The following is a 21,656-nucleotide window of genomic DNA, read 5'->3' as shown; positions in this document are numbered from 1 at the left end:
TGGTGGCCGCTATGGACAGTGGGTTAGAGCTAGACGAGTTTGACGCCGTCGTGCGCGCGCACGGCCGGCGGGGATGCTCCGTCGAGGGCGTCCAGGACGCGAATCGCGTACGCCTCGTCGGCCAGCTCGGAGACCTCTTCGCGGGTCGCCCAGCGAAGCGCGTAGGTCTCGTCACCGGTGGTCGGGGAGCCGTCGACCGCTTCGCAGCGGAAGACGAGGGAGACGATCAGGCCGGACATGTTCTTGTAGACGCCGGTGAGGGTCGCAGGAAGCGCGATCTTGATGCCGGTCTCTTCGAGAACCTCGCGCTGGAGCGCTTCCGGGACGGTCTCCTCCGGCTCCAGTACGCCGCCGGGCGGCTCCCACTGGCCGTTGTCCCGGCGCTGGATCAGCAGGGCCCGGCCGCGGTCGTCGACGATGACTCCGGCGACGCTCACGGAATGGGGGCGCTCTGCTGGACTCACGGCTCTCCGACTTTCCTCGTCTGGCTAGGCTCTCCACCGTAACAACGGAACTCGACCTCTCGTCTAGATATCTGAAGGAGTACAACATGGCGGCTCTTCCCTCCGGCGTCCTCGGAACGTTGGATCCGACGAGTGATCGCGCAGTCTTCCGGCAGATCGCCGATCAACTGCGCGAAGCCATCGACAAGGGCCGCTTCAAGGAGGGAGCGAAACTCCCCTCCGAGGCTGAGTTGACCGACCACTTCGGGGTCTCCCGAATGACCGTGCGCAACTCTCTCTCCGTACTGCAGAGCGAAGGACTCGTCTCCTCCGAGCACGGCCGCGGCGTCTTCGTCCGCCCGCGTCCGCCTGTGCGGCGCCTGGCCTCCGACCGCTTCGCCCGGCGGCACCGAGAACAGGGGAAGTCCGCCTTCACGGTCGAGGCAGAGGCAGCGGGGAGCCGTCCCGAGGTCGACAGCCTGGAGGTACGGGAAGAGCGCGCGACGCCGGACATCTCCGCTCGCCTCGGCTCGGTCCGCAAGGTCCTCGCCCGCCGGCGTCGGTATCTGCTGGACGGGAAGCCGGTCGAGACGGCCGTCTCGTATCTGCCGCTCGACATTGCCCGCGATACGCCCATCGCCGAGCCGAACCCGGGGCCGGGTGGCATCTATGCCCGGCTGGAGGAACTGGGCCACCAGCTCGACCACTTCGAGGAAGAGGTACGGGCGCGGATGCCGGCACCGGATGAGGTGAAGGCCCTGCGGCTGGCTTCCGGTGTGCCGGTGATCCACCTGGTGCGTACTGCGTACGACACCGAGGGGCGAGCGGTGGAGGTCTGTGACACCGTCATGTCCGCTGATGCGTACGTTCTCGCGTACCAACTGCCTGCGAACTGAGGGCGTTGACGGCCGGTGTGGTGCAAGGGGGCTCCTTCTCCCGGAACTTGTACACACCCAGAGGCATACTCGTATAGACGAGTGGGCAAGTGTTGTGGCACAGTGGTCCGCGTTCCAATCGAACCGGGGCTGTCACGACGCATCTTGTCTAGACGACTAGGCGTGACTGGCTCCGGATGACTGAAGGAGAAGAACAACCTTGAAGACCATCCGAGTTGAGACCGAGAACGCCACGATCCTGCTGACCGAGGTGCCCGAGCCGAAGGTGCGGGACCGGCAGACCGGTGAGATCGCCAAAGACGCCGTCAGCGGTGAGGCGTTGATGAAGGTCGGCGTCGTCTACATCGACGAGGGGGAGTCCTCGCTCCTCCACGTGACCGTGCCCGAGAGCGGTGTCTCCGAAGGGCTGACGCTCGGGGCTCCGGTCTCGCTGCCGGGCCTGATCGCGCGGCCGTGGGAGTCGGTGTTCAACGGGCAGCAGCGTCACGGGATCGCCTTCCGCGCGGCGGCAGTTGCTCCGGGTGCCGTTCCGGCCGGTGTGGGGGCCTGATGTCGGAACTGATGACGCTGATGGAGGTGGGTGGCCCTCTCGCCGTTGCTGGTGGCGGGGCTGCCTACCTCCGGGCCCGGCATCCGGCCGCGTACTGGTCCACGGTGGGGCTGCCGGTGTCGGTGGCTCGGCTGTTGGGCTCGTACGGGTCGGTCATGGACTCCTGCGGGCTGACGGTTCCGCCCTCACGGTTGCGGGTGTTCGCCACGCGGGCGACGACTCGCCGCGAGGTGCGGCCTGTGCCTCCTCGCCGGGGCCTGATACGGCCGACGTCGACCGGGATGCGGCTGCGACTGCGGCTCGCTCCGGGCCAGGAACCGGCGGACGTCGCGGCTTCGGCCGAACGGCTGCGGCATTCCTGGGGTGTTCACGCCGTCCACGTGGATGAGGTCAAGCCGGGTGTGGTCGAACTGCGGCTTGTCGGCTTCGACGTGCTGGACCGGGTGCGGATGCCGCGTAAGGCCGGTGGCGGCTTCTTGCGGGTGCCGGTGGCTCTGCGGGAGGACGCGACCGCGTTCGTGCGGGACTACCGCGCGATACCCCACCAACTCACCCTCGGCGCGACGCTGTCGGGGAAGTCGATGTACCTGCGGAACCTCGTTACGGGGCTGGCCGGTCAGCGGGTCGCGCTCGCCGGGATCGACTGCAAGCGTGGTGTGGAACTGGCGCCGTTTGCTTCGCGGTTGTCTGCCCTGGCCACTGAGCCGGGGGAGGCGGCTGAGTTGTTGCCGGTGCTGGTGCGGTTGATGGAGGAGCGCTACGACCTCATCAAGGCCCGGCAGGGCATCGCGCCGAACACGCCGGACGAGGAGATCACTTCGGACGTGTGGGGTCTGCCCGAGAGTCAACGGCCGGTGCCGGTGGTGCTGTTCGTCGATGAGGTCGCCGAACTGTTCCTCGTCGCGACGCGGAAGGACGAGGAGAGGCGGGACGAGATGGTCACCCAGCTCATCCGTCTCGCCCAGCTCGGCCGCGCGGCAGGCATCTACTTGGAGGTGTGCGGGCAGCGCTTCGGGGCCGAACTGGGCAAGGGCGCCACCATGCTCCGTGCCCAGCTCTCCGGCCGCGTCTGCCACCGCGTCAACGACGAGCCCTCGGCCAAGATGGCGCTCGGCGACATCGCCCCGGAAGCGGTCGACGCCGCCTGCGCCATCGCACCGGAGCGGCCCGGCCTGGCCGTGGCCGGTGACACCTCCGGCGGCTGGTCCCGCATCCGTACGCCGTACCTGTCGCTCGCCGACGCTGCCGCCGTCTGCCAGGAAGCCGCGCACATGGTGCCGGAAGTGCCCGCGCTGGACCCGTTCCGGCCAGCCACCCCGGTGCCGTCGGGTGATCGGCCGGTCTCACTGGTGAAGCCCCGCCCAGTCCTGGACTGACCACATCCACAACCCGGTTGGCGTGACCGCCTCACGCCACGTCCCTACCCCACCCATGCCGGAAGCAGAAAGGAGGTACCTCGTGCGCGCTCAACTGGCCCGCGTTGATGCGGTGCTCGTCCAGGCGGTCATCGCCGCCGCGCTGTCCTTCGCGCATCTGCACGACCTGGCCTCGGCCGCCGGACAGGACGGCTGGAAGGCGTGGGCCTACCCGGTCTCCGTCGACCTGCTGTTGGTCGCTGCCTGGCGGCGGCTGAGGTCCGGACGGGACAAGGCCGCGGGCTGGTGCTGGTTCCTCGTCGCCCTCGCCGCGTCGCTCGGCGCGAACATCTCCACCGCCGGCCTGCTCGACCTGGACGACGTGCCCGCCTGGCTCCGCATCCTCGTCGCCGGATGGCCTGCACTGGCCTTCCTCGGCGGGACGCTCCTGGCGCACGGGTCGAACGAGCCTGCTGCGGCGGACAGTTCGCAGCCGGTCGTCACTGCCGAGCAGGAGTCTGCGACTTCGGTCGAGCCGGTGGCTGAGGAGCCTGTGCCTTCGCTCGCAAAGCCCGAAAGCACTGAGTCGCCGGTCCCCGCTGCGCTCGTCGCGCACGCCCGGAAGGTCGCTGACGCACACCAGGCCCGTACCGGTGCTCGCATCGACACCGCCACACTCCGCGCCCGCCTCGGCGTCCCCGAACCGCTCGCCGAACAGATCGCCGCCCAACTCACCTGACCAGACAGGAGAACTCGCCGTGTCCTTAAACCGCCGCTTCCGCCGCGTGACGCGCGTCGGCCCCGTCCAGGTCGGCACCGCCTACGACAACCGCGGCCGCGAGAAGCACACCGCCGCCTGCACCGCCCCGCGCTGCGGCTTCTCCGCCGACTACGACTCCCGCGCCGCCGCTGAACTCGCCGCCCGTACCCACCGCTGTCCCGTCCGCTGAAAGGAGCCCGCCTCGTGACCGTCAGCCTGCCCCTCGTCGTCGTTCTCGGCCTCATCGCCTGGGGCGCCGTGAAGTTCCTCGGCGTCCGCATATGGCTCGTCGTCGTGATCGCCCTCTTCGGCTTCTACCTCGCCGACACATTCATGGCCCCCGCCATCGACTCCGGCACACGCAACGGAGTCCAGGTCATCAACGGCACCCACGACTGAACGGAGAACCAACCATGCTGCTCAAGCCCCAGCTCCCCCAGAACCCCACCGCGAATGTCGCGGGTCCCGTCATCCACGGCCATCATCCGGCCGCCCCGGCGCCCGTACGCCGTTCGCTGCCCTCGGTCAGCACCGGGGCGGCCGTCGCCACCGTGCTCCTGGGCGGCGTCGTCCTCACCGCGCTCCTGACGGCCGTCGCGGTCTCGGCGATCTCCGTGGCCATCGCTGCCGTCGTCCTGCGTTCGCTCCTGAACTCCCAGCACCACCGCTGAGCGGCTACCGGGGCGGTCTCGATACCGCCAAGCATCCACCGCCCCGGCAGCCCGACCCTTCCAGCCGAAGCCGAAAGGAGAAGACCATCATCACCCGCAAGAGCCCGACCCCACTGAAGGAACTCGGGACGCTCGCCTCGACCGGGTCTCTGCCCGGTATCCTCCGCCAGCTCTCCACGCTCGGCGGCTGCACCAACCCCGTACGCCTCGCCGGACAGCGGACCGAGCACCGCGTCGACACCGGCACCGGTGAGATCGGCGCCGAGCTGCACCGGCTCAACTCCCAGGACATGCCCGCCGGTCATCTCCTTGTGCGATGCGGCAACCGCCGTACGACCCGTTGCGCGGCCTGTGCCGAGACCTACCGCCGGGACACCTTCCACCTGATCACCGCCGGACTCCGCGGCGGCAAAGGCACCCCGGAGACGGTCACCTCGCATCCGCGCGTCTTCGCCACGTTCACCGCACCGAGCTTCGGCCCCGTTCACAACCGGCCCACCGGGCCCGGCGGTTCAGCACGGCCCTGCCGCTGCGGTAAGCGCCACGACCAGGACGACACCGCCCTCGGCACACCCCTCGACCCCGACCGCTACGACTACGAAGCCGCAGTGCTGTGGAACGCGCACGCCGGGATGCTCTGGCGGCGCTTCACCATCTACCTGCGCCGCGAGGTCGCCAAGCGGGCCGGACTCACACAGCGTGCGTTCCGGCACTTCGCTCGCGTCTCCTTCGCCAAGGTCGCCGAATACCAGAAGCGCGGCGCGGTTCACTTCCACGCCGTCATCCGGCTCGACGGCCCGACCGGCGGGGACAGTTCGCCTCCGGCCTGGGCAACGGCCGAGCTGCTGACCGACGCCATCAAGGCGGCCGCGGGGAAAGCCAGAGTGGCCGGCCCTGTCCTCGACGAGCGCGCGCACTCTTTCACCTTCGGCCGTCAGCTCGACGTGCGCACCATCCACGGGCCCGACTTCGACGGCGGCCGGGAACTCACTGACCGCGCAGTGGCCGCGTACATCGCCAAGTACGCCACCAAGGGAGCCGAGACGGCCACGGGAACTCTGGACCGTCGTCTGAGGTTCGTCGCGGAGCTGGCCCAGCTCGACATCAGCCCGCACGCGGAGCGGATGATCCGTACCGCCTGGGCCCTCGGTGCGCGTAAGGACCTGGCTCACCTGCGCCTGAGGGCCTGGGCCCACATGCTCGGCTTCCGCGGCCACTTCTCCACCAAGACCCGGCGCTACTCCACCACCCTCGGCGCACTCCGCAACGCACGCGCCGAATGGCGCCGACTCCAAGCCGCCATCGCACGCGGTGAGAACCATCCACAGCCGGTGGACAACAACGGCTCCGGCGAGGAGACGACGCTCGTCCTCGCGCACTGGTCGTTCGTCGGAACCGGCCTCGATCCGATCGAGCGATGGCTGTCCGCGTCGCTCGCCGAACCCGGCACACCAACCGTCACCAGCACGGAAGGAGAGACCGCACGATGACGGACCGATACCTCAGCGTCGACCAAGTCGCCGAACTCCTCGGCACCACAACCCGTTTCCCGCGTCGGCTGATTGCCGAGCGACGCATCACCTTCGTCAAGGTCGGCCGTCACGTGCGCATCCCGGAAAGCGCCCTCGCTGCCTACATCGAGGAGAGAACCGTTCAGCCGATGCGCCCGCGGCGAGCCCGAGCCCGGAAGGCGGCTGCCTGATGGGAAACAAGAGGGGGCGGCGGCGTCGTTTCGGAGCGGTTCGGCAATACCGGTCGGGACGTTGGACGGCGAGCTACCTGGACCCCGAGGGGATGGAGCGTCGTGCACCGCAGACCTTCGAGACCAAGACCGATGCGGAAGTCTGGCTCTCCCAGGTCGAAGCCGACCTCTCCCGAGGCAACTGGCAAGACCCGGACGCCGGCGCGGTCAACTTCGAGGTGTACGCCTCGCAATGGGTGCTGGAACGTGGCTTGTCGCCGACAACGGAGGAGCTGTACCGGCGGCTGCTTCGGCTGCACATCCTGCCCACCTTCGGGGCGCTCGACCTGGACGAGATCACCTCACCTCGTGTCCGCACCTGGCGCACAGAGCGGCTGACGACGACGGAAGCTCCCACGACGGTCGCCAAGGCATACAGGCTGCTGAAGGCCATCATGCAGACTGCAACGGACGACGAGCTGATCCGCCGGAACCCGTGCCGGATACGCGGGGCCGGCAAGGAAGTCGCGCCGGAGCGTCCCGTCGCCACGGTGGAACAGGTGGACGCCCTGGCGAACGCGGTAGGCGTGCGCTGGAAGCTGATGGTCTACCTCGGCGCATACGGCCCGCTGCGTCCCGAGGAACAAGCAGAACTGCGACGGCGGGACGTGGACCTGGACGCGATGACGCTACGGATCACCCTCGCTTCACCGGAGCTGACCACAGGGGAGAGGGCCACCGGCCCCACGAAGTCGGAAGCGGGCGTGCGGCTCGTCGTCCTGCCGGACTTCCTGCGCACCGACCTTCGCCGGCACCTCGACTGGTTCGCGGAGAAGGGCCGGGACGGCTTGCTGTTCGTCGGCGAGAAGGGCGCCCCGTTCCGCCGCAGCTCGTTCGGACGGAAATGGCGCCGGGCCCGGACCAAGGTCGGGATGCCGGAGGGCTTCCGCTTCTACGATCTTCGTCACACCGGGCACACCCTGTCGACGCAGAGCGGGGCCACGCTCAAGGACACGATGGTCCGCGCGGGCCAGTCCTCCGAGCGGGCCGCCTTGATCTATCAGCACTCGAACGAGGAGCGGCAACGAGAGGTGGCCGGCGGGATCGACGCACGGGTACGCGCTGAGCGGAAGAAGGCGGCGCAGAAGGACGGCGACGCGCCTTCTGGTGCGGATCTGGTGCAAGACGCTTAGAGAGGTCTAGACAACAAACAAGCCCCGGGCCGCTGGCCTGGGGCTTTGTGCTGGAGCGGGTGACGGGAATCGAACCCGCGCTCTGAGCTTGGGAAGCTCATGTTCTACCATTAAACTACACCCGCGAGTAGCCGAGAGTGACCGGCTACAACGCCGATAACTGTACCCCATCCACGGCCCCCGCCGCACAGGCGAAGGGGTCTTTTTGCTGCTCCGGGGCGGGGACGGGGTCTGCGGCGTACGGGAGTTGGGGCGTAGCGTGAGGTGGGGCGCCCTCCCCTGAGAGCTGTCGGCTTGATCCCCTAATGTGGCTTTGGTCGTCCACGAGTTGGGGAGAGGAGAGCGATGGAGGACACCGTCGTTCAGTGTGCCGAGGGCCACGTGTTCAGTACCTCGACGTTCCCGATGCAGAACCTGGGGGAGGAGCGCATCGGGCGCGGCCGGCTGCTGCGATGTCCGCGCTGTGCGCGGTTGCGGCAGGCGGTGCCCGTCTCCCCTCCGGTTGCCGTGCCTCCGCCCGCGGCGTCCCGGCAGGCTCGCGGGGACAGGGCCGCTGCGCGCCCCGGGCGAGGATCCGGGCGGTCGGGGCCGTACGGGCAGTAGCGCCGCGGCAGGGCCGGCTGCCGACCGCACATGAGCATGCTGCCCGCGCGCACGGGCTCAGTGCCTGTGGCACGGAGCCCCGCAGGCACCGTCCGCAGGCACCGCGCCCCCGCGCCCCCCGCCCCCACGCCCCCGCGTTGGCAGCTACGACGCCGCAGGCAGGCCTCGCAGCCACGACGCCTGCAAACCCTGTAGGCGCGACGCGCGCGACGCGTACGAAGCCCGCAGGCCGAGTGAGGGGCCGGTCCGATTGGGCCGGCCCCTCACCGTGCGCGTAGTCTCAGCCCGTGCTTCTCTCTGACAAGGACATTCGCGCCGAGATCGACAGCGGCCGGGTGCGGATCGAGCCGTACGACGCGACGATGGTGCAGCCGTCGAGCATCGATGTCCGTCTGGACCGCTATTTCCGGGTGTTCGAGAATCACCGGTATCCCCACATCGATCCTGCCGTCGAGCAGTCCGATCTGACGCGGCTGATCGAGGCGGAGGGCGACGAGCCGTTCATCCTGCACCCTGGTGAGTTCGTGCTCGCGTCGACGTACGAGGTCGTCTCCTTGCCGGACGACATCGCGTCGCGCCTGGAGGGCAAGAGCTCTCTCGGACGTCTGGGGCTGCTGACGCATTCGACTGCGGGGTTCATCGACCCCGGCTTCTCCGGTCACGTGACGCTGGAGCTGTCGAACGTGGCCACGCTGCCGATAAAGCTGTGGCCCGGCATGAAGATCGGGCAGCTGTGCATGTTCCGCCTTACGTCTCCTGCGGAGCACCCGTACGGTTCGGCGCTGCACGGCTCCCGCTACCAGGGGCAGCGCGGGCCGACGCCGTCGCGCTCGTATCTGAAGTTCCACCGCACGCAGGTCTGACAGCGCTGCCGTACGGGCAACGGCCGTCAGGCACCGACCGCCGGGAGGTAGGCGCGAGATGAGTGACGACGAGCGGGAGGATCTGACGTACTCCCTCTTCGGCCAGGCCGTACGGGAGTTGGCGCAGGCCGTGGCCGACGATTCGTACGACCCGGACATCGTGCTGTCCATCGCGCGCGGCGGTCTCTTCGTGGCAGGCGGCCTCGGTTACGCGCTGGACGTGAAGAACCTCCATGTCATGAACGTGGAGTTCTACACCGGCGTCGGTCAGACGCTGGACATGCCGGTGATGCTTCCGCCCGTCCCGAACGTCGTCGATCTGAGCCGCAAGAAGGTGCTCATCGCGGACGACGTCGCGGACACCGGCCGCACCTTGAAGCTGGTGCAGGACTTCTGCGCGGAGCACGTCGCCGAGGTGCGCAGCGCGGTGATCTACGAGAAGCCGCAGTCGGTGGTGAAGTGCGAGTACGTGTGGAAGCGCACGGACAGGTGGATCAACTTCCCGTGGAGTGTCGATCCCCCCGTCGTGCAACGTGACGGCCAGGTCCTCGACGCCTGAGCCGGCAACCGGACGCCAAGGCGGCCCACCGGCAGCCCTCCCGGTGATCGCGACCTACCGGCAGTCCCGCAGGCGAACGCGACCTACAGCCATAGCCATCTACAGCCGTAGCCGCCTAAAGCCGTAGCCGCCTCCGCGAATCCCGCCTACCGGCCGAGGTGCCGGGTCCATGCCTCGCGGGGCGGGCCGCCGGAAGGGGGCGTGATCTTTCCGAGGTTCTGCCAGGACCAGGATTGCAGCGCGCCCCTGGCGGGTGCGTTGTCCTGGTCGATCAGGGTGACGGCGAGGCTGATTCCCGCGCGGCTCAGCAGATGCTCCTGGAGCCGGGTGGCGACGTGTGAGCGCCGGCCGGACGGCAGGACCATCAGCTCGGTCATCACGAACGTCCGCCCCGCCGCGGTGAGTTCGGCCATCTCGCCGGGGAGTTCGGCGTGCAGGCCCTGCCACCACTGGTCCGTGCGGTCGGCCTGGTAGCCGTAGACGCTGCCCACCAGGCGGCCGGCCGCGCTGGCGATCACGAGTTCGAAGCCGGAGCGCTGGACGTGCTCGCCGAGGCGCCGCAGGTACTCCTCCCGGTCGTGGAACTCCTCGCCGGGCATCCCCCTGTAGGCCTCGACGTACAGGTCGGCGACCGCTTCCCGTTCCCTGTCGGCCTGCCATCGGCTGAGCCGCCGCAGAAACACATCCGTCACGCCCACTCCCCCTCTGCGCTCGCCCCCTGCGACCAGCCCCGACCGCCGAGGCGGCGTAGGCTGAAGATACTGAGAATACGTCGTCCACAGGCTTCCGAGCCGTCCTCGTCGCCGGTTGGATCCGGGCCGGTCACCGCCGCGTGCGCCGGGCGCCGCCGCCGGCAGCGCGAGAGGAGCGACAGCTATGGACATCCTTGTGACCGTCGGAGTCATCGTGCTGCTCATCGCACTGACAGCACTCATGATCCACCTGCTGAACGTGCGGCACCAGCAGAGCATCGTCACCCACCGCTACGACACCTTCCACCCGGGCAATCCGCCGGAGGGCGAGGGCGCGGAGCAAGCGGGGCCGGAACATCCGCATCCCCACGCTGCCGACCCGCGCTTCAAGAGGACGGGCCGGGACGGCGGCGAGGACGGCCGGCGGCGCGAGGGGTAGCCGGACGGGCTCGCGGTAAGCCGCGGACGGGCCGTCACCGGTCAGCGAGCGGGACGACCGGCCGTCGCCGCGGCGGACGGTCGTGCCGGACGGGAAGCGAGGCGCGGTCGACGTCACCGCACCCCGCGAACGCAGCGGTGGGACGCGTCCCGCCGCTGCGGCGTCTCAGAAGTTGCCGAGCTTGATCAGCACCAGCAGCGCCAGCAGCTGCACCGCGGACGCGCCGAGAGCGCGGGGCCACGGCAGGTCGTGCGAGCGGCTGACCATGGACGTCAGGAGAGCGCCGCCCGCGATCCAGGTGACCCAGCCGACCCCCTGCGAGAACGCGTTCTCACCGCCGAGGAACAGGGCGACGAGGACCCGCGGTGCGTCCGTGAGGGACATGATCAGCATCGACAGGCCGGCGGTGGGCGCCCACGTGCCCGTGCCTCCGAACTGCCGGGCGAGCGTGTGGGTCACCGAGCCGAGGATCAGCCCCAAGATCACGAAGGCGACGGCCGCACCCAGGACGCTCGGAGCCGCGGTCGAGATCGTGTTGCTGGTGAGCTCCTCGCGGGTGTCCTCGCCGAGGCTGAACGGCGCGAGCATCCCGTAGAGCGCGGTGACGATGATCGCGGGGAGCCACACGGCGTGGTCCCGCATCCGCCAGAAGGTGGCGTTGGGCCGCAGGACGATGCCGCTCAGCAGCTCTTTCCAGTGCAGCCGCGGGCCGGGAGGCGGCGCGGGGGTGCCGGGACCTCCCTCACCGGCGTAGGCGCCGCCGGGGGCGTACGGGTCGGGCACGGTGAAGGAGCGGGTGTGGCCGGGGCTGTCCGTGTACGGGTCGCTCCCGGGGCGGTGCCCGCCGGGGCCCTGCGGGGGCCGGCCCTGCGTGGGGCCTCCGGCGTACGGGCCGGGCCCGAACTGCGCGCCCTGTCCGTACGGGGCCTGCGATCCGTGGGGCGGCGGCGCGCCGTGCGGCTCACCCAGGTACTCGGGTTCGCCGTGGCCTCCCGGCCGGCCCGGCCACTGCTGCGGCGGGCGCTGCCCGTACGGCCCGGGGCCGGGGGGCGCCTGTCCCGGCTGCCCCTGAGGTCCGCGGTTCTGCCCTTGCTGCTGCGCGTTCCGGGAGCCCCGGCCGCGTCCGATCCTGAAACCAGCCACGTCCTCGAACGTACCTTGTCCCCGCGGCAGTCAGGTCGGGCGAGGAGGATTGCGGACCGCATTGTGGCCGTTCCGGTACAACCCGTAGGGCTCTCCCCTACGGCCCCGCCGGCTCGGGCTGACGGGCAGCCGGCCCGCCTCAGCCGCCCGGGAGGCGCACCGCCAGCGTCACCACCGCGCCGCAGCCCGGCCCGGCGGGACCGACCGTGAGCCGGTCCGTGACGAGCTTGGCCAGCCACAGGCCGCGTCCGGCGGTGGCCCCGGCGACGCCGGGTGCCAGCTCCGGGATGACGTCCTCGGAGAAGCCCGGCCCGGAGTCCTCCACCTGGCACTCCAGCTCGCCGTCGAGGTGACGCAGCACCAACCGCCCTGTCCCTCCGGCGTGTTCGACCGCGTTCGTCGCCACCGCGTCGACGGCGACCACGAATTCACCTCTGCGTGGTTCCCCCAGGCCCGCGGCCGCCGCGCACTCCTCGACCTCGATCCGGATGCGTGGGAGGTCTCGTGAGGTGAAGTGCAGGCGGCACAGGCGCTCATTGGTCAGCATCCGTCATCTCCCCGACGCTGAGGTCCAGTGAACGGAACGAGTCCGCCCCGAGCCCGTGCTGCATGCGGGCCGGCCGTGGACGTGGCGCACGGGCCGGGCCGTGGTCGTGGCCCCTGCCGTGGTCGTCGCGCCGCCGTCTGCGTCCCGCATGGTCTCCGGTGGTCTGCTGTTGTCAGGCCCGTACGTGCGTAAGGGCCGCGCCGGGCGGCTCCCGGGTGTCCGGGCTTCCACTCCCGGTCTGCCGGTGCGGGGACGTACGGGGGCGGAGAGCACCTTCCGCCGCACGGGGACAGGGCGGTTCTCCGCCATCTCCTCGTGGCCGTCCAGCACCCGGGTCGCCTCCTTCACCGCGCCGCTATGGCTGTCGCTGGTCAGCGAGGCTAAGCGGCGGGAGGCCCGATGGGTATCCCCCGAAGGGGATTGACCTGTGAAGAACATTAAGTGACTGAATACGAACGGACCTTGCCGCATGCGAAACGGAGCTTGCCGTGCAAGACGACAAGCTCCGTCCCGGCCCTGTCCCGGGCTCCGTTCAGAGCCCCGCCGGAAGCCCCTCGCGCGAGGCTTCCGGTCCGTGGTCGGCGCGGTTCCGGAAGAACCCTGCGAGCAGGGTCACTTCGCGGGCTCGGGCTCCGTCTCCTCCTCCGGTTCCGCTTCGCCGGCCGGCTCTCCGGGCGTCTTCACCGAGTCCAGGAGCAGCTGCGCGACGTCCACGACCCGCAGGTCCTCCTTCGCCGCCTTGTCGTTCTTCTTGCCGTTGACGGAGTCCGTCAGCATGACGAGGCAGAAGGGGCACGCCGTCGAGACGATGTCGGGGTTCAGGGAGAGGGCCTCGTCGACGCGCTCGTTGTTGATGCGCTTGCCGATGCGCTCCTCCATCCACATGCGGGCGCCGCCGGCGCCGCAGCAGAAGCCGCGCTCCTTGTGGCGGTGCATCTCCTCGTTCCGCAGCCCCGGCACCTTGCCGATGATCTCGCGCGGGGGCGTGTAGACCTGGTTGTGGCGGCCGAGGTAGCAGGGGTCGTGGTACGTGATCAGGCCCTCGACCGGGGTGACGGGGACGAGCCTGCCCTCGTCGACGAGGTGCTGGAGGAGCTGGGTGTGGTGGATGACCTCGTAGTGCCCGCCGAGCTGCGGGTACTCGTTGGCGAGGGTGTTGAAGCAGTGGGGGCAGGTCGCGACGATCTTCTTCTTCGACTTCTCGACCGTGACGCCCTCGCCGCCCTCCTCCTCCGGGTCGGACTCGCCGAACGCGGCGTTGAGGGTGGCGACGTTCTCCTCACCGAGCTGCTGGAAGAGGAACTCGTTGCCGAGGCGGCGCGGTGAGTCGCCGGTGCACTTCTCGTCGCCGCCCATGATCGCGAAGTTGACGCCGGCGATGTGCAGCAGCTCGGCGAACGCCTTCGTGGTCTTCTTGGCCCGGTCCTCCAGGGCACCGGCGCAGCCCACCCAGTACAGGTAGTCGACCTCGGTGAGGTCCTCGACGGTCTTGCCGACGACGGGCACCTCGAAGCCGGTCTCCTCGGCCAGTTCCTTCGTCCAGGCGAGGCGCTGCTTCTTCGCCATGCCCCAGGGGTTGCCCTTCTTCTCCAGGTTCTTGAGCATCGTCCCGGCCTCGCTCGGGAAAGAGCTCTCGATCATCACCTGGTAGCGGCGCATGTCGACGATGTGGTCGATGTGCTCGATGTCGACGGGGCACTGCTCGACGCACGCGCCGCACGTGGTGCACGACCACAGCACGTCCGGGTCGATGACGCCGTTCTCCTCGGCGGTGCCGATCAGCGGACGCTCGGCCTCATCGAGGGCGGACTGCGGGACGTCCTTCAGCTGCTCCTCGGACGCCTTCTCCTCGCCCTCCATCGTCTTGCCGCCGCCGGCGAGGAGGTAGGGGGCCTTGGCGTGCGCGTGGTCGCGGAGCGACATGATCAGCAGCTTGGGCGAGAGCGGCTTGCCGGTGTTCCAGGCAGGGCACTGCGACTGGCAGCGGCCGCACTCGGTGCAGGTGGAGAAGTCGAGGATGCCCTTCCAGGAGAAGTCCTCGACCTGGGAGGCGCCGAAGCGGACCTCTTCCTCGTTGTCGTCGTCGAGGGCCGTCTCGAAGTCGATCTCCTTGCCGCCGGAGACCATCGGCTTCAGCTCGCCCAGCGCGGTGCTGCCGTCGGCGTTCCTCTTGAACCAGATGTTGGGGAAGGCGAGGAAGCGGTGCCAGGCCACGCCCATGTTGGTGTTGAGCCCGATGGTGATCGCCCAGATCATCGTCACGCTGAGCTTGATCATGGCGAAGAGGTAGACCAGGTTCTGCAGCGTGCCGGTGCTGAGGCCGTCGAACGCGGCGACGAGCGGGTACGACACGAAGTACGAGGCCTCGTAGCCGGACACGTGGTGCAGCGCGCCCTCCAGGGCCCGCAGCACGAGGATGGCCACGCCGATGGTGAGGATGACGTACTCGACGAAGTACGCCTGCCATGCCTTCGACCCGGCGAACCGCGACTTGCGGCCGGCCCGCGAGGGCAGGCTCGCGAGCCGGATGCCGATCAGCACGAGGATGCCGAGCGTCGTCATGGCGCCGATGAACTCGGTGTACACCTCGTACGGCAGCCAGCCGCCGACGACGGGCAGCGTCCAGTCCGCCTGGAACAGCTGCCCGTAGGCGTTCACGATCGTCAGCCCCAGGGTGAGGAAGCCGACGGCGACGAACCAGTGCGCGACGCCGACGACGCCCCAGCGGTTCATGCGGGTGTGGCCGACGAACTCACGGGCGAGCGTGCGCGTGCGTCCGCCCGGATCGTCCGTGCGCGTGCCCGCGGGCACGGGCTGTCCGAGCTGGACGAAGCGGAAGATCTGCGCGACGGCGCGCGCGAGCAGTGCGATACCGACCGCGGTCAGCACCAGCGAAACGACGATCGCGGCGAGTTGCATGCGGGCTCCTCGGACCTGCGGGCGAGCATGCGTGCGGCTGCGCGGCTCGCTCTGGCGTACTAAGCGGTAACTTATGTAGTCCGTTCGAGACTACCCACTTTCCCGGCGGTGCTGGTACCCGGGCGCGCGGTGATCTGCGTCGCGGGGGCGCGGCGCGTGGAGCGTGCGCCGGGGGTCACCCTGACGGCCGTGCCCCGACTTCCTTCCATGCCTGATCAGCGACCGGGTGCGCATAAAGACGGCATAAGAGTTGAGCCCTGTCCGCTCAAGGCGTTTGACGTTCCCTGTCTCGCCGTGCACTCTTGAGTCAGCTTCACTCAAGACATCAGCTGGAGGAAACCGAAATGGCACGTGCGGTCGGCATCGACCTGGGCACGACGAACTCCGTCGTCAGTGTTCTCGAAGGCGGTGAGCCCACCGTCATCACCAACGCCGAGGGCGCCAGGACCACGCCGTCCGTCGTGGCCTTCGCGAAGAACGGCGAGGTGCTCGTCGGCGAGGTGGCCAAGCGTCAGGCCGTCACCAACGTCGACAGGACGGTCCGGTCGGTCAAGCGCCACATGGGCACCGACTGGAAGATCAACCTGGACGGCAAGGACTTCAACCCGCAGCAGATGAGCGCCTTCGTGCTCCAGAAGCTGAAGCGGGACGCGGAGGCCTACCTCGGCGAGAAGGTCGAGGACGCCGTCGTCACCGTCCCGGCGTACTTCAACGACGCCGAGCGCCAGGCCACCAAGGAGGCCGGTGAGATCGCCGGTCTGAACGTGCTGCGCATCGTCAACGAGCCGACGGCCGCCGCCCTCGCCTACGGGCTGGAGAAGGAAGACCAGACGATCCTGGTCTTCGACCTCGGTGGCGGTACCTTCGACGTCTCGCTGCTGGAGATCGGCGACGGCGTCGTCGAGGTGAAGGCGACCAACGGTGACAACCAGCTCGGCGGTGACGACTGGGACCAGCGGGTCGTCGACCACCTGGTCAAGCAGTTCCACTCGGGCCACGGCGTGGACCTGTCGAAGGACAAGATGGCTCTCCAGCGTCTCCGCGAGGCCGCGGAGAAGGCGAAGATCGAGCTGTCCAGCTCCACCGAGACCAACATCAACCTGCCCTACATCACGGCGTCCGCCGAGGGCCCGCTGCACCTGGACGAGAAGCTCACGCGCGCCCAGTTCCAGCAGCTGACGCAGGACCTGCTGGAGCGGTGCAAGACGCCGTTCCACAACGTCATCAAGGACGCCGGCATCCAGCTCTCCGAGATCGACCACGTCGTCCTCGTCGGCGGCTCGACGCGTATGCCCGCGGTCGCCGAGCTGGTGCGCGACCTGACCGGCGGCAAGGACGCGAACAAGGGCGTCAACCCGGACGAGGTCGTCGCCATCGGCGCCAGCCTCCAGGCCGGTGTGCTCAAGGGTGAGGTCAAGGACGTCCTGCTGCTCGACGTCACCCCGCTGTCCCTCGGTATCGAGACCAAGGGCGGCATCATGACCAAGCTGATCGAGCGCAACACCACGATTCCCACGAAGCGTTCGGAGACCTTCACCACGGCCGAGGACAACCAGCCGTCGGTGCAGATCCAGGTCTTCCAGGGCGAGCGCGAGATCGCGGCGTACAACAAGAAGCTCGGCATGTTCGAGCTGACGGGCCTGCCGCCCGCCCCGCGCAACGTCCCGCAGATCGAGGTCACCTTCGACATCGACGCGAACGGCATCATGCACGTCTCCGCGAAGGACCTGGGGACGGGCAAGGAGCAGCGGATGACCGTCACGGGCGGTTCGGCGCTCCCGAAGGACGACATCGAGCGCATGATGCGCGACGCCGAGCAGTACGCCGACGAGGACGCCAAGCGCCGCGAGTCCGCCGAGACGCGCAACCAGGCAGAGCAGCTGGTCTACACGACGGAGAAGTTCCTCCAGGACAACGAGGAGAAGGTCCCCGGCGAGATCAAGACCGAGGTCGAGTCCGCCGTCGAGGACCTGAAGGAGAAGCTGAAGGGCGAGGACACGGCGGCGATCCGCGAGGCCAGCGAGAAGGTCGCGGCGACCAGCCAGAAGCTGGGCCAGGCCATGTACGCCGACGCCCAGGCCGCCCAGGGCGAGGCCGGCGCACAGGCCGGTGCCGCGGGTGCCGCGGGCGAGGCCAAGGCCGACGGTGACGACGACGTCGTGGACGCCGAGATCGTGGACGACGAGCAGAAGCCGAAGGATGGTGCAGCGTGACGGAGGAGACCCCGGGCTTCGATCAGAAGTCCGACGTCCCCACCGACGCCGTACAGCCCGATGACGCTGCGGCGCAGGCCGCCGGTGCCTCCCCCGCCGACGAGGCGGGGGGCCCGGCGGACGGGGCCGGGGACGTTCCCGAGGAGCAGGAAGGCCAGGCCGGCCAGGAGCCGATCCAGGGTCAGGTCCAGGGCCAGGACGGTGAGCTCGGCCCGCAAGAGGCCGCGCTGACCGCCCAGCTGGACCAGACCCGCACGGCGCTCCACGAGCGCACGCAGGATCTCCAGCGTCTGCAGGCCGAGTTCCAGAACTACCGCCGTCGTGTCGAGCGGGACCGCGCCGCCGTCAAGGAGGTCGCTGTCGCGAACCTGCTGACGGAGCTGCTGCCCGTCCTCGACGACATCGGCCGGGCGCGGGACCACGGCGAACTCGTGGGGGGCTTCAAGTCCGTCGCCGAGTCGCTGGAGATGGTCGCCGCCAAGATGGGTCTGATGCAGTTCGGCAAGGAGGGGGAGCCCTTCGACCCGACTGTGCACGAGGCGCTGATGCACTCGTACTCGCCCGACGTCACCGAGACGACGTGCGTGCAGATTCTCCAGCCCGGGTATCGCATCGGCGAGCGCACGATCCGTCCCGCGAGGGTGGGCGTCGCTGAGCCGCAGCCGGGTGCTCAGGGCCCGGCAGGCGAGGAGCCCGCCGACGAAGAGGAGAACGGTGGCCCCGAGCAGGGCTGACCAGGGAAGCGAGCTGGACGGGGGGACCGGCCCGGAGTGCGGGCCGGTCCCCGGCCGGGGTACCGAGCGGGAGGAGGGACGCCGCGGATGAGTACGAAGGACTTCATCGAGAAGGACTACTACAAGGTTCTCGGTGTCCCGAAGGACGCCACCGAGGCCGAGATCAAGAAGGCCTACCGCAAGCTCGCACGTGAGAACCACCCCGACGCCAACCGGGGCGACGCCAAGGCCGAGGAGCGTTTCAAGAACGCGTCCGAGGCGTACGACGTACTGGGCGATCCCAAGCGCCGCAAGGAGTACGACGAGGCGCGCACCCTGTTCGGCAACGGCGGGATCAGGACGGGCGGGCCCGGCGGCCCCGGTGGCGCGGGCGGATTCAACTTCGACCTGAGCGACCTCTTCGGGGGCGGCCAGCCGGGCGGCGGCCCGGGCGGCCCCGGTGGCGCGGGCGGTTTCGGCGGCGGCCTCGGGGACGTCTTCGGCGGCCTGTTCAACCGGGGCGGCACCGGTACGCGGACGCAGCCCCGGCGCGGCCAGGACGTCGAGTCCGAGGTGACGCTCAGCTTCACCGAGGCCGTCGACGGCGCCACCGTGCCGCTGCGGATGTCCTCCTCGGCGGCGTGCAAGTCGTGTGCCGGCACCGGCGACAAGAACGGCACGCCCCGGGTGTGCCCCACCTGCGTCGGCACCGGTCAGGTCTCGCGCGGCGGCGGTGGCGGCTTCTCGCTGACCGACCCGTGCCTGGACTGCAAGGGCCGCGGCCTGATCGCCCAGGACCCGTGCGACACGTGCAAGGGGTCCGGCAAGGCGACGAGTTCGCGCACCATGCAGGTCCGCATCCCGGCGGGCGTCAGCGACGGGCAGCGCATCCGGCTGCGCGGCAAGGGCGCCCCCGGAGAGCGGGGCGGCCCGGCGGGCGACCTCTATGTGATCGTGCACGTCGACGCGCATCCGGTCTTCGGCCGCCGCGGCGACAACCTGACGGTGACGGTGCCGGTCACCTACCCGGAGGCGGCGCTCGGCGGCGAGATCAAGGTGCCCACCCTCGGCGGTCCGCCCGTCACGCTCAAACTGCCGCCGGGCACGCCGAGCGGCCGTACCATGCGGGCACGCGGAAAGGGTGCCGTGCGCAAGGACGGGACGCGCGGCGACCTGCTGGTCACGATCGACGTTTCGGTTCCGAAGGATTTGAGCGACAAGGCGAAGGGCATCCTGGAGTCCTACCGCGAGGCGACGGCGGCGGAGGACCCGAGGGCCGCGCTGTTCAAGGCCGCGAAGGGAGACTGAGGTGAACGGCCGGGGCGGACGACGCAATCCTTATCAGCTGACGGACGAGTCACCGGTGTACGTCATCTCGGTGGCCGCCCAGCTCTCGGGCCTGCACCCGCAGACGCTGCGGCAGTACGACCGTCTGGGTCTCGTCTCGCCGGACCGGGCGGCCGGCCGCGGCCGCAGGTACTCCGCCCGGGACATCGAACTGCTGCGTCAGGTGCAGGAGCTGAGCCAGGACGAGGGCATCAACCTCGCGGGCATCAAGCGCATCATCGAACTGGAGAACCAGGTCGCCGCGCTCAAGTCGCGCGTCGTCGAACTGCAGCAGGCCGTCGAGGGCGCGGCGGCGGCCATGCAGCAGCGCGAGGCGCAGGTCCACGCCTCGTACCGCCGGGACCTGGTGCCGTACCAGGACGTGCATCCGCAGTCCGGGGCGCTCGTCGTCTGGCGGCCCAAGAAGAGCCGCGACTGAGCACGTCCCTGCCCGAACGGCCCCCTCGCGCATCCGGCGCGCAGGGGGCCTTGCCGCGCCCGGGGCGCGCGGGGCCGGCGGCTCTGGTCGGGACTTCCGGCTGCGGCCCCCGGACGGCAGGGGCGCCGTGCAGCCTGCCCGACACGTTTGGCCGTGCGAGGCGGAACATGCACGTGTAACCCGACCGGGTGTGTGCAGTTGGCCGCAGGGGTGGGTCAGGCCGAGCGTGGGGGCATGACGTCGACACGCGCGGCACTCACCGCCTTCGTGACATGCACCACCGCCCTGGCCGTGATGGGTGCGGCGGGCGCCCCGGCGCCCTATCCGCCGCCCTCCGAGGGGAGCCGGTGGCCGCACGGGAAGGTCAGAACGGTCGGGAGGCTTGTCGCGAAGCTGTCGAGCAACCAGGTCGAGTCGTGCTCGGCCGCCGTCGTCGACTCTCCGAGCGGCAGCGTCGTCGCGACGGCGGCGCACTGCATCGCCAGTCCGGAGCGCCCGCAGAAGCCGCAGGCGATCTACTTCCAGCCCGGTTACGAGGGTGAGGGCGGCCCGAAGGCCGTCCTCGCGAAGGGCTGGAAGGCCAAGTCGTGGCGGACGGCACCGGGCTGGGACGTGCGCAAGGAGCTGGAGGCGATCCTCCCGCACGACTGGGCGTTCCTGCGGATGGAGAAGCGCGGCGGGCGCACCATCCAGGACGTGCACGGCGCGAACACCCTGAAGACGGAGCCCGTCCCGGGCGGCACCACGGCCACGCTCGGCTACCCGGTCACCTCGCCCTACGACGGGGAGACGCTGAATTACTGCGCGGGCGAGGCGCGCCGCTACGGCCGCGGCGAGATCGCGGCGCCCAACGTCGGGGCCCTGGCGCTCGAGCCGTGCCGGCTGACGCAGGGCGTCAGCGGCGGTCCGTGGCTGCGGGACTTCGACAGGTCACGGGGTTCCGGGACGCTGGTGGCCGTCACGTCCGTCGGCTCGGACGACGAACTGCTGGGGCGTCCCTATCCGAGGTCCGCGAAGTCGCTGCTGAAGGAGATCGGGGGCCGCTGAGCCTCTGCCCGGGGGCCTGCGCCCTTCCCGCCCCCGGTTCCCGCCCGTGCCGGGGGCTCCGCCGCGGCACGGGCGGCGGCCCGGTCAGACGCCGCGCCCCATCGTGCGGTCCACGGCGATCTCGATGAGCACGCGCTCGGGATTGGGGCGGGGCCGGCGGCCGTAGCGCTCCTCGTAGCGGCGTTCGGCGTCCGAGACCGCGTCCGCGTCCTCACGTACGCGGGCGCGGCCTTCCAGTGTCGACCAGCGCCCGCCGTCGACCTGGCAGAGCGCCACCCGCATGCCGTCGGCGCCCGCCGCCGCGATGTTCCGCACCTTCTTGCTGGTCCGGCGCGATACGACGCGTGCCGTCGCCGTGCCCGGTTCGAAAGTGACGCTGACGGGCACCACGTGCGGGGTGCCCCCGGGCCTGAGGGTCGTGAGCGTGGCGTAGTGGCGTTCCCGCCAGAAGGCGGCGAGGGCTTCGGAGACGCCGGCGGCCGGGGGCGGGGCGGGGGAGGAAGGCGTACGCGTCATGGGAACGAACCTAACGCCCCTATAGTTGAGTGGAATAGACTCAACTTGCTGGATGCTGAACAGTGCAGTGAGGGGTACCCGTCGGCCG

The 21,656-nt window shown here is 69.9% G+C and carries 24 protein-coding genes and 1 tRNA gene; 18 read left to right on the top strand and 7 right to left on the bottom strand.

The window, feature by feature from the left end:
• Positions 1-29: 29 nt before the first annotated feature.
• Complete coding sequence (locus IEY56_RS24800; RefSeq protein WP_189039507.1) at positions 30-437, bottom strand: NUDIX hydrolase; 408 nt, start codon at positions 435-437, stop codon at positions 30-32.
• Between the two features lie 113 nt (positions 438-550).
• Between IEY56_RS24800 and IEY56_RS24795 the strand changes: the two genes are divergently transcribed.
• From IEY56_RS24795 to IEY56_RS24750, 10 genes are all read left to right on the top strand, one after another.
• Positions 551-1,339 carry a GntR family transcriptional regulator gene (locus tag IEY56_RS24795; protein WP_189039497.1) on the top strand — a complete coding sequence of 263 codons (789 nt, stop codon included), beginning with the start codon at positions 551-553 and terminating at the stop codon, positions 1,337-1,339.
• 199 nt (positions 1,340-1,538) lie between these two features.
• Positions 1,539-1,889 carry an SCO3933 family regulatory protein gene (locus IEY56_RS24790; RefSeq protein ID WP_189039496.1) on the top strand — a complete coding sequence of 117 codons (351 nt, stop codon included), beginning with the start codon at positions 1,539-1,541 and terminating at the stop codon, positions 1,887-1,889.
• Positions 1,889-3,265: an FtsK/SpoIIIE domain-containing protein gene (locus IEY56_RS24785; RefSeq protein ID WP_189039495.1), complete on the top strand. Its 1,377-nt coding sequence runs from the start codon at positions 1,889-1,891 to the stop codon at positions 3,263-3,265. Before IEY56_RS24790 ends, IEY56_RS24785 begins: the two co-directional genes overlap by 1 nt.
• Positions 3,266-3,347: 82 nt before the next feature.
• The gene (locus IEY56_RS24780) at positions 3,348-3,983 is read left to right on the top strand and encodes a DUF2637 domain-containing protein (RefSeq protein ID WP_189039494.1); all 636 of its coding nucleotides are present in this window, start codon (positions 3,348-3,350) and stop codon (positions 3,981-3,983) included.
• 19 nt (positions 3,984-4,002) lie between these two features.
• A complete protein-coding gene (locus IEY56_RS24775) occupies positions 4,003-4,194 on the top strand; it encodes a mobile element transfer protein (protein WP_189039493.1) in 192 nt (63 codons plus the stop codon).
• A gap of 14 nt (positions 4,195-4,208) precedes the next feature.
• A complete protein-coding gene (locus IEY56_RS24770; protein WP_189039492.1) occupies positions 4,209-4,403 on the top strand; it encodes a hypothetical protein in 195 nt (64 codons plus the stop codon).
• Positions 4,404-4,417: 14 nt separating this feature from the next.
• Positions 4,418-4,675: a SpdD protein gene (locus IEY56_RS24765; protein WP_189039491.1), complete on the top strand. Its 258-nt coding sequence runs from the start codon at positions 4,418-4,420 to the stop codon at positions 4,673-4,675.
• A gap of 149 nt (positions 4,676-4,824) precedes the next feature.
• Entirely contained in the window at positions 4,825-6,165 is a 1,341-nt protein-coding gene (locus IEY56_RS24760; RefSeq protein ID WP_189039506.1) for a replication initiator, read from the top strand.
• On the top strand, positions 6,162-6,377 hold the full coding sequence (locus IEY56_RS24755; protein ID WP_189039490.1) for a helix-turn-helix domain-containing protein: 216 nt from the start codon (positions 6,162-6,164) through the stop codon (positions 6,375-6,377). The genes IEY56_RS24760 and IEY56_RS24755 overlap by 4 nt, the downstream gene beginning before the upstream one ends.
• Entirely contained in the window at positions 6,377-7,549 is a 1,173-nt protein-coding gene (locus IEY56_RS24750) for a tyrosine-type recombinase/integrase (protein WP_189039489.1), read from the top strand. The genes IEY56_RS24755 and IEY56_RS24750 overlap by 1 nt, the downstream gene beginning before the upstream one ends.
• A gap of 51 nt (positions 7,550-7,600) precedes the next feature.
• On the opposite strand, the gene IEY56_RS24745 is transcribed toward IEY56_RS24750, so the two are convergent.
• Positions 7,601-7,674: transfer RNA gene (locus IEY56_RS24745), tRNA-Gly, on the bottom strand.
• Positions 7,675-8,439: 765 nt separating this feature from the next.
• Here IEY56_RS24745 and dcd point away from each other — a divergent pair.
• Together dcd and IEY56_RS24735 are read left to right on the top strand one after the other, a co-directional pair.
• On the top strand, positions 8,440-9,015 hold the full coding sequence (gene dcd / locus IEY56_RS24740) for a dCTP deaminase (RefSeq protein ID WP_045863804.1): 576 nt from the start codon (positions 8,440-8,442) through the stop codon (positions 9,013-9,015).
• Between the two features lie 58 nt (positions 9,016-9,073).
• Positions 9,074-9,574 carry a phosphoribosyltransferase gene (locus tag IEY56_RS24735; RefSeq protein ID WP_189039488.1) on the top strand — a complete coding sequence of 167 codons (501 nt, stop codon included), beginning with the start codon at positions 9,074-9,076 and terminating at the stop codon, positions 9,572-9,574.
• A 146-nt stretch (positions 9,575-9,720) separates the two neighbouring features.
• On the opposite strand, the gene IEY56_RS24730 is transcribed toward IEY56_RS24735, so the two are convergent.
• Positions 9,721-10,266: a GNAT family N-acetyltransferase gene (locus IEY56_RS24730; protein ID WP_189039487.1), complete on the bottom strand. Its 546-nt coding sequence runs from the start codon at positions 10,264-10,266 to the stop codon at positions 9,721-9,723.
• 184 nt (positions 10,267-10,450) lie between these two features.
• Between IEY56_RS24730 and IEY56_RS24725 the strand changes: the two genes are divergently transcribed.
• Positions 10,451-10,705 carry a hypothetical protein gene (locus tag IEY56_RS24725; protein WP_189039486.1) on the top strand — a complete coding sequence of 85 codons (255 nt, stop codon included), beginning with the start codon at positions 10,451-10,453 and terminating at the stop codon, positions 10,703-10,705.
• Positions 10,706-10,870: 165 nt separating this feature from the next.
• On the opposite strand, the gene IEY56_RS24720 is transcribed toward IEY56_RS24725, so the two are convergent.
• The 3 genes from IEY56_RS24720 to IEY56_RS24710 all read right to left on the bottom strand — a co-directional run bounded on the left by IEY56_RS24720 (position 10,871) and on the right by IEY56_RS24710 (position 15,314).
• On the bottom strand, positions 10,871-11,848 hold the full coding sequence (locus IEY56_RS24720; protein WP_189039485.1) for a Yip1 family protein: 978 nt from the start codon (positions 11,846-11,848) through the stop codon (positions 10,871-10,873).
• 139 nt (positions 11,849-11,987) lie between these two features.
• On the bottom strand, positions 11,988-12,395 hold the full coding sequence (locus IEY56_RS24715; protein ID WP_189039484.1) for an ATP-binding protein: 408 nt from the start codon (positions 12,393-12,395) through the stop codon (positions 11,988-11,990).
• Between the two features lie 612 nt (positions 12,396-13,007).
• A complete protein-coding gene (locus IEY56_RS24710; RefSeq protein ID WP_189039483.1) occupies positions 13,008-15,314 on the bottom strand; it encodes a (Fe-S)-binding protein in 2,307 nt (768 codons plus the stop codon).
• Positions 15,315-15,658: 344 nt separating this feature from the next.
• Between IEY56_RS24710 and dnaK the strand changes: the two genes are divergently transcribed.
• From dnaK to IEY56_RS24685, 5 genes are all read left to right on the top strand, one after another.
• A complete protein-coding gene (dnaK, locus tag IEY56_RS24705) occupies positions 15,659-17,527 on the top strand; it encodes a molecular chaperone DnaK (protein ID WP_189039482.1) in 1,869 nt (622 codons plus the stop codon).
• Complete coding sequence (gene grpE / locus IEY56_RS24700; protein WP_189039481.1) at positions 17,524-18,261, top strand: nucleotide exchange factor GrpE; 738 nt, start codon at positions 17,524-17,526, stop codon at positions 18,259-18,261. Before dnaK ends, grpE begins: the two co-directional genes overlap by 4 nt.
• An 87-nt stretch (positions 18,262-18,348) precedes the next feature.
• Positions 18,349-19,548, top strand: a complete 1,200-nt coding sequence (gene dnaJ, locus IEY56_RS24695) for a molecular chaperone DnaJ (protein WP_189039480.1) — start codon at positions 18,349-18,351, stop codon at positions 19,546-19,548.
• A 1-nt stretch (position 19,549) separates the two neighbouring features.
• Entirely contained in the window at positions 19,550-20,005 is a 456-nt protein-coding gene (locus IEY56_RS24690; protein ID WP_045863813.1) for a heat shock protein transcriptional repressor HspR, read from the top strand.
• Between the two features lie 234 nt (positions 20,006-20,239).
• Complete coding sequence (locus IEY56_RS24685; RefSeq protein ID WP_189039479.1) at positions 20,240-21,052, top strand: trypsin-like serine peptidase; 813 nt, start codon at positions 20,240-20,242, stop codon at positions 21,050-21,052.
• Between the two features lie 84 nt (positions 21,053-21,136).
• Here IEY56_RS24685 and IEY56_RS24680 read toward each other — a convergent pair whose 3' ends face one another.
• Positions 21,137-21,568, bottom strand: coding sequence for a pyridoxamine 5'-phosphate oxidase family protein (locus IEY56_RS24680; protein ID WP_189039478.1), 432 nt, complete (start codon positions 21,566-21,568; stop codon positions 21,137-21,139).
• Between the last annotated feature and the right edge of the window lie 88 nt (positions 21,569-21,656).

Source organism: Streptomyces daqingensis (assembly GCF_014645895.1).
Lineage (GTDB): Bacteria > Actinomycetota > Actinomycetes > Streptomycetales > Streptomycetaceae > Streptomyces > Streptomyces daqingensis.
Note: the sequence above shows the minus strand (reverse complement) of the source record. Positions and strands in the feature narration are given on the sequence as shown.

What these genes read in the sequence shown, in the direction of transcription:
- IEY56_RS24735 (WP_189039488.1), top strand. Translation starts at nt 9,074, where the DNA reads ATGAGTGACGACGAGCGGGAGGATCTGACGTACTCCCTCTTCGGCCAG.
- IEY56_RS24755 (WP_189039490.1), top strand. Translation starts at nt 6,162, where the DNA reads ATGACGGACCGATACCTCAGCGTCGACCAAGTCGCCGAACTCCTCGGC.
- IEY56_RS24685 (WP_189039479.1), top strand. Translation starts at nt 20,240, where the DNA reads ATGACGTCGACACGCGCGGCACTCACCGCCTTCGTGACATGCACCACC.
- IEY56_RS24750 (WP_189039489.1), top strand. Translation starts at nt 6,377, where the DNA reads ATGGGAAACAAGAGGGGGCGGCGGCGTCGTTTCGGAGCGGTTCGGCAA.
- IEY56_RS24765 (WP_189039491.1), top strand. Translation starts at nt 4,418, where the DNA reads ATGCTGCTCAAGCCCCAGCTCCCCCAGAACCCCACCGCGAATGTCGCG.
- IEY56_RS24725 (WP_189039486.1), top strand. Translation starts at nt 10,451, where the DNA reads ATGGACATCCTTGTGACCGTCGGAGTCATCGTGCTGCTCATCGCACTG.
- IEY56_RS24795 (WP_189039497.1), top strand. Translation starts at nt 551, where the DNA reads ATGGCGGCTCTTCCCTCCGGCGTCCTCGGAACGTTGGATCCGACGAGT.
- IEY56_RS24680 (WP_189039478.1), bottom strand. Translation starts at nt 21,568, where the DNA reads ATGACGCGTACGCCTTCCTCCCCCGCCCCGCCCCCGGCCGCCGGCGTC.
- dnaJ (WP_189039480.1), top strand. Translation starts at nt 18,349, where the DNA reads ATGAGTACGAAGGACTTCATCGAGAAGGACTACTACAAGGTTCTCGGT.
- IEY56_RS24785 (WP_189039495.1), top strand. Translation starts at nt 1,889, where the DNA reads ATGTCGGAACTGATGACGCTGATGGAGGTGGGTGGCCCTCTCGCCGTT.
- IEY56_RS24715 (WP_189039484.1), bottom strand. Translation starts at nt 12,395, where the DNA reads ATGCTGACCAATGAGCGCCTGTGCCGCCTGCACTTCACCTCACGAGAC.
- IEY56_RS24710 (WP_189039483.1), bottom strand. Translation starts at nt 15,314, where the DNA reads ATGCAACTCGCCGCGATCGTCGTTTCGCTGGTGCTGACCGCGGTCGGT.
- dnaK (WP_189039482.1), top strand. Translation starts at nt 15,659, where the DNA reads ATGGCACGTGCGGTCGGCATCGACCTGGGCACGACGAACTCCGTCGTC.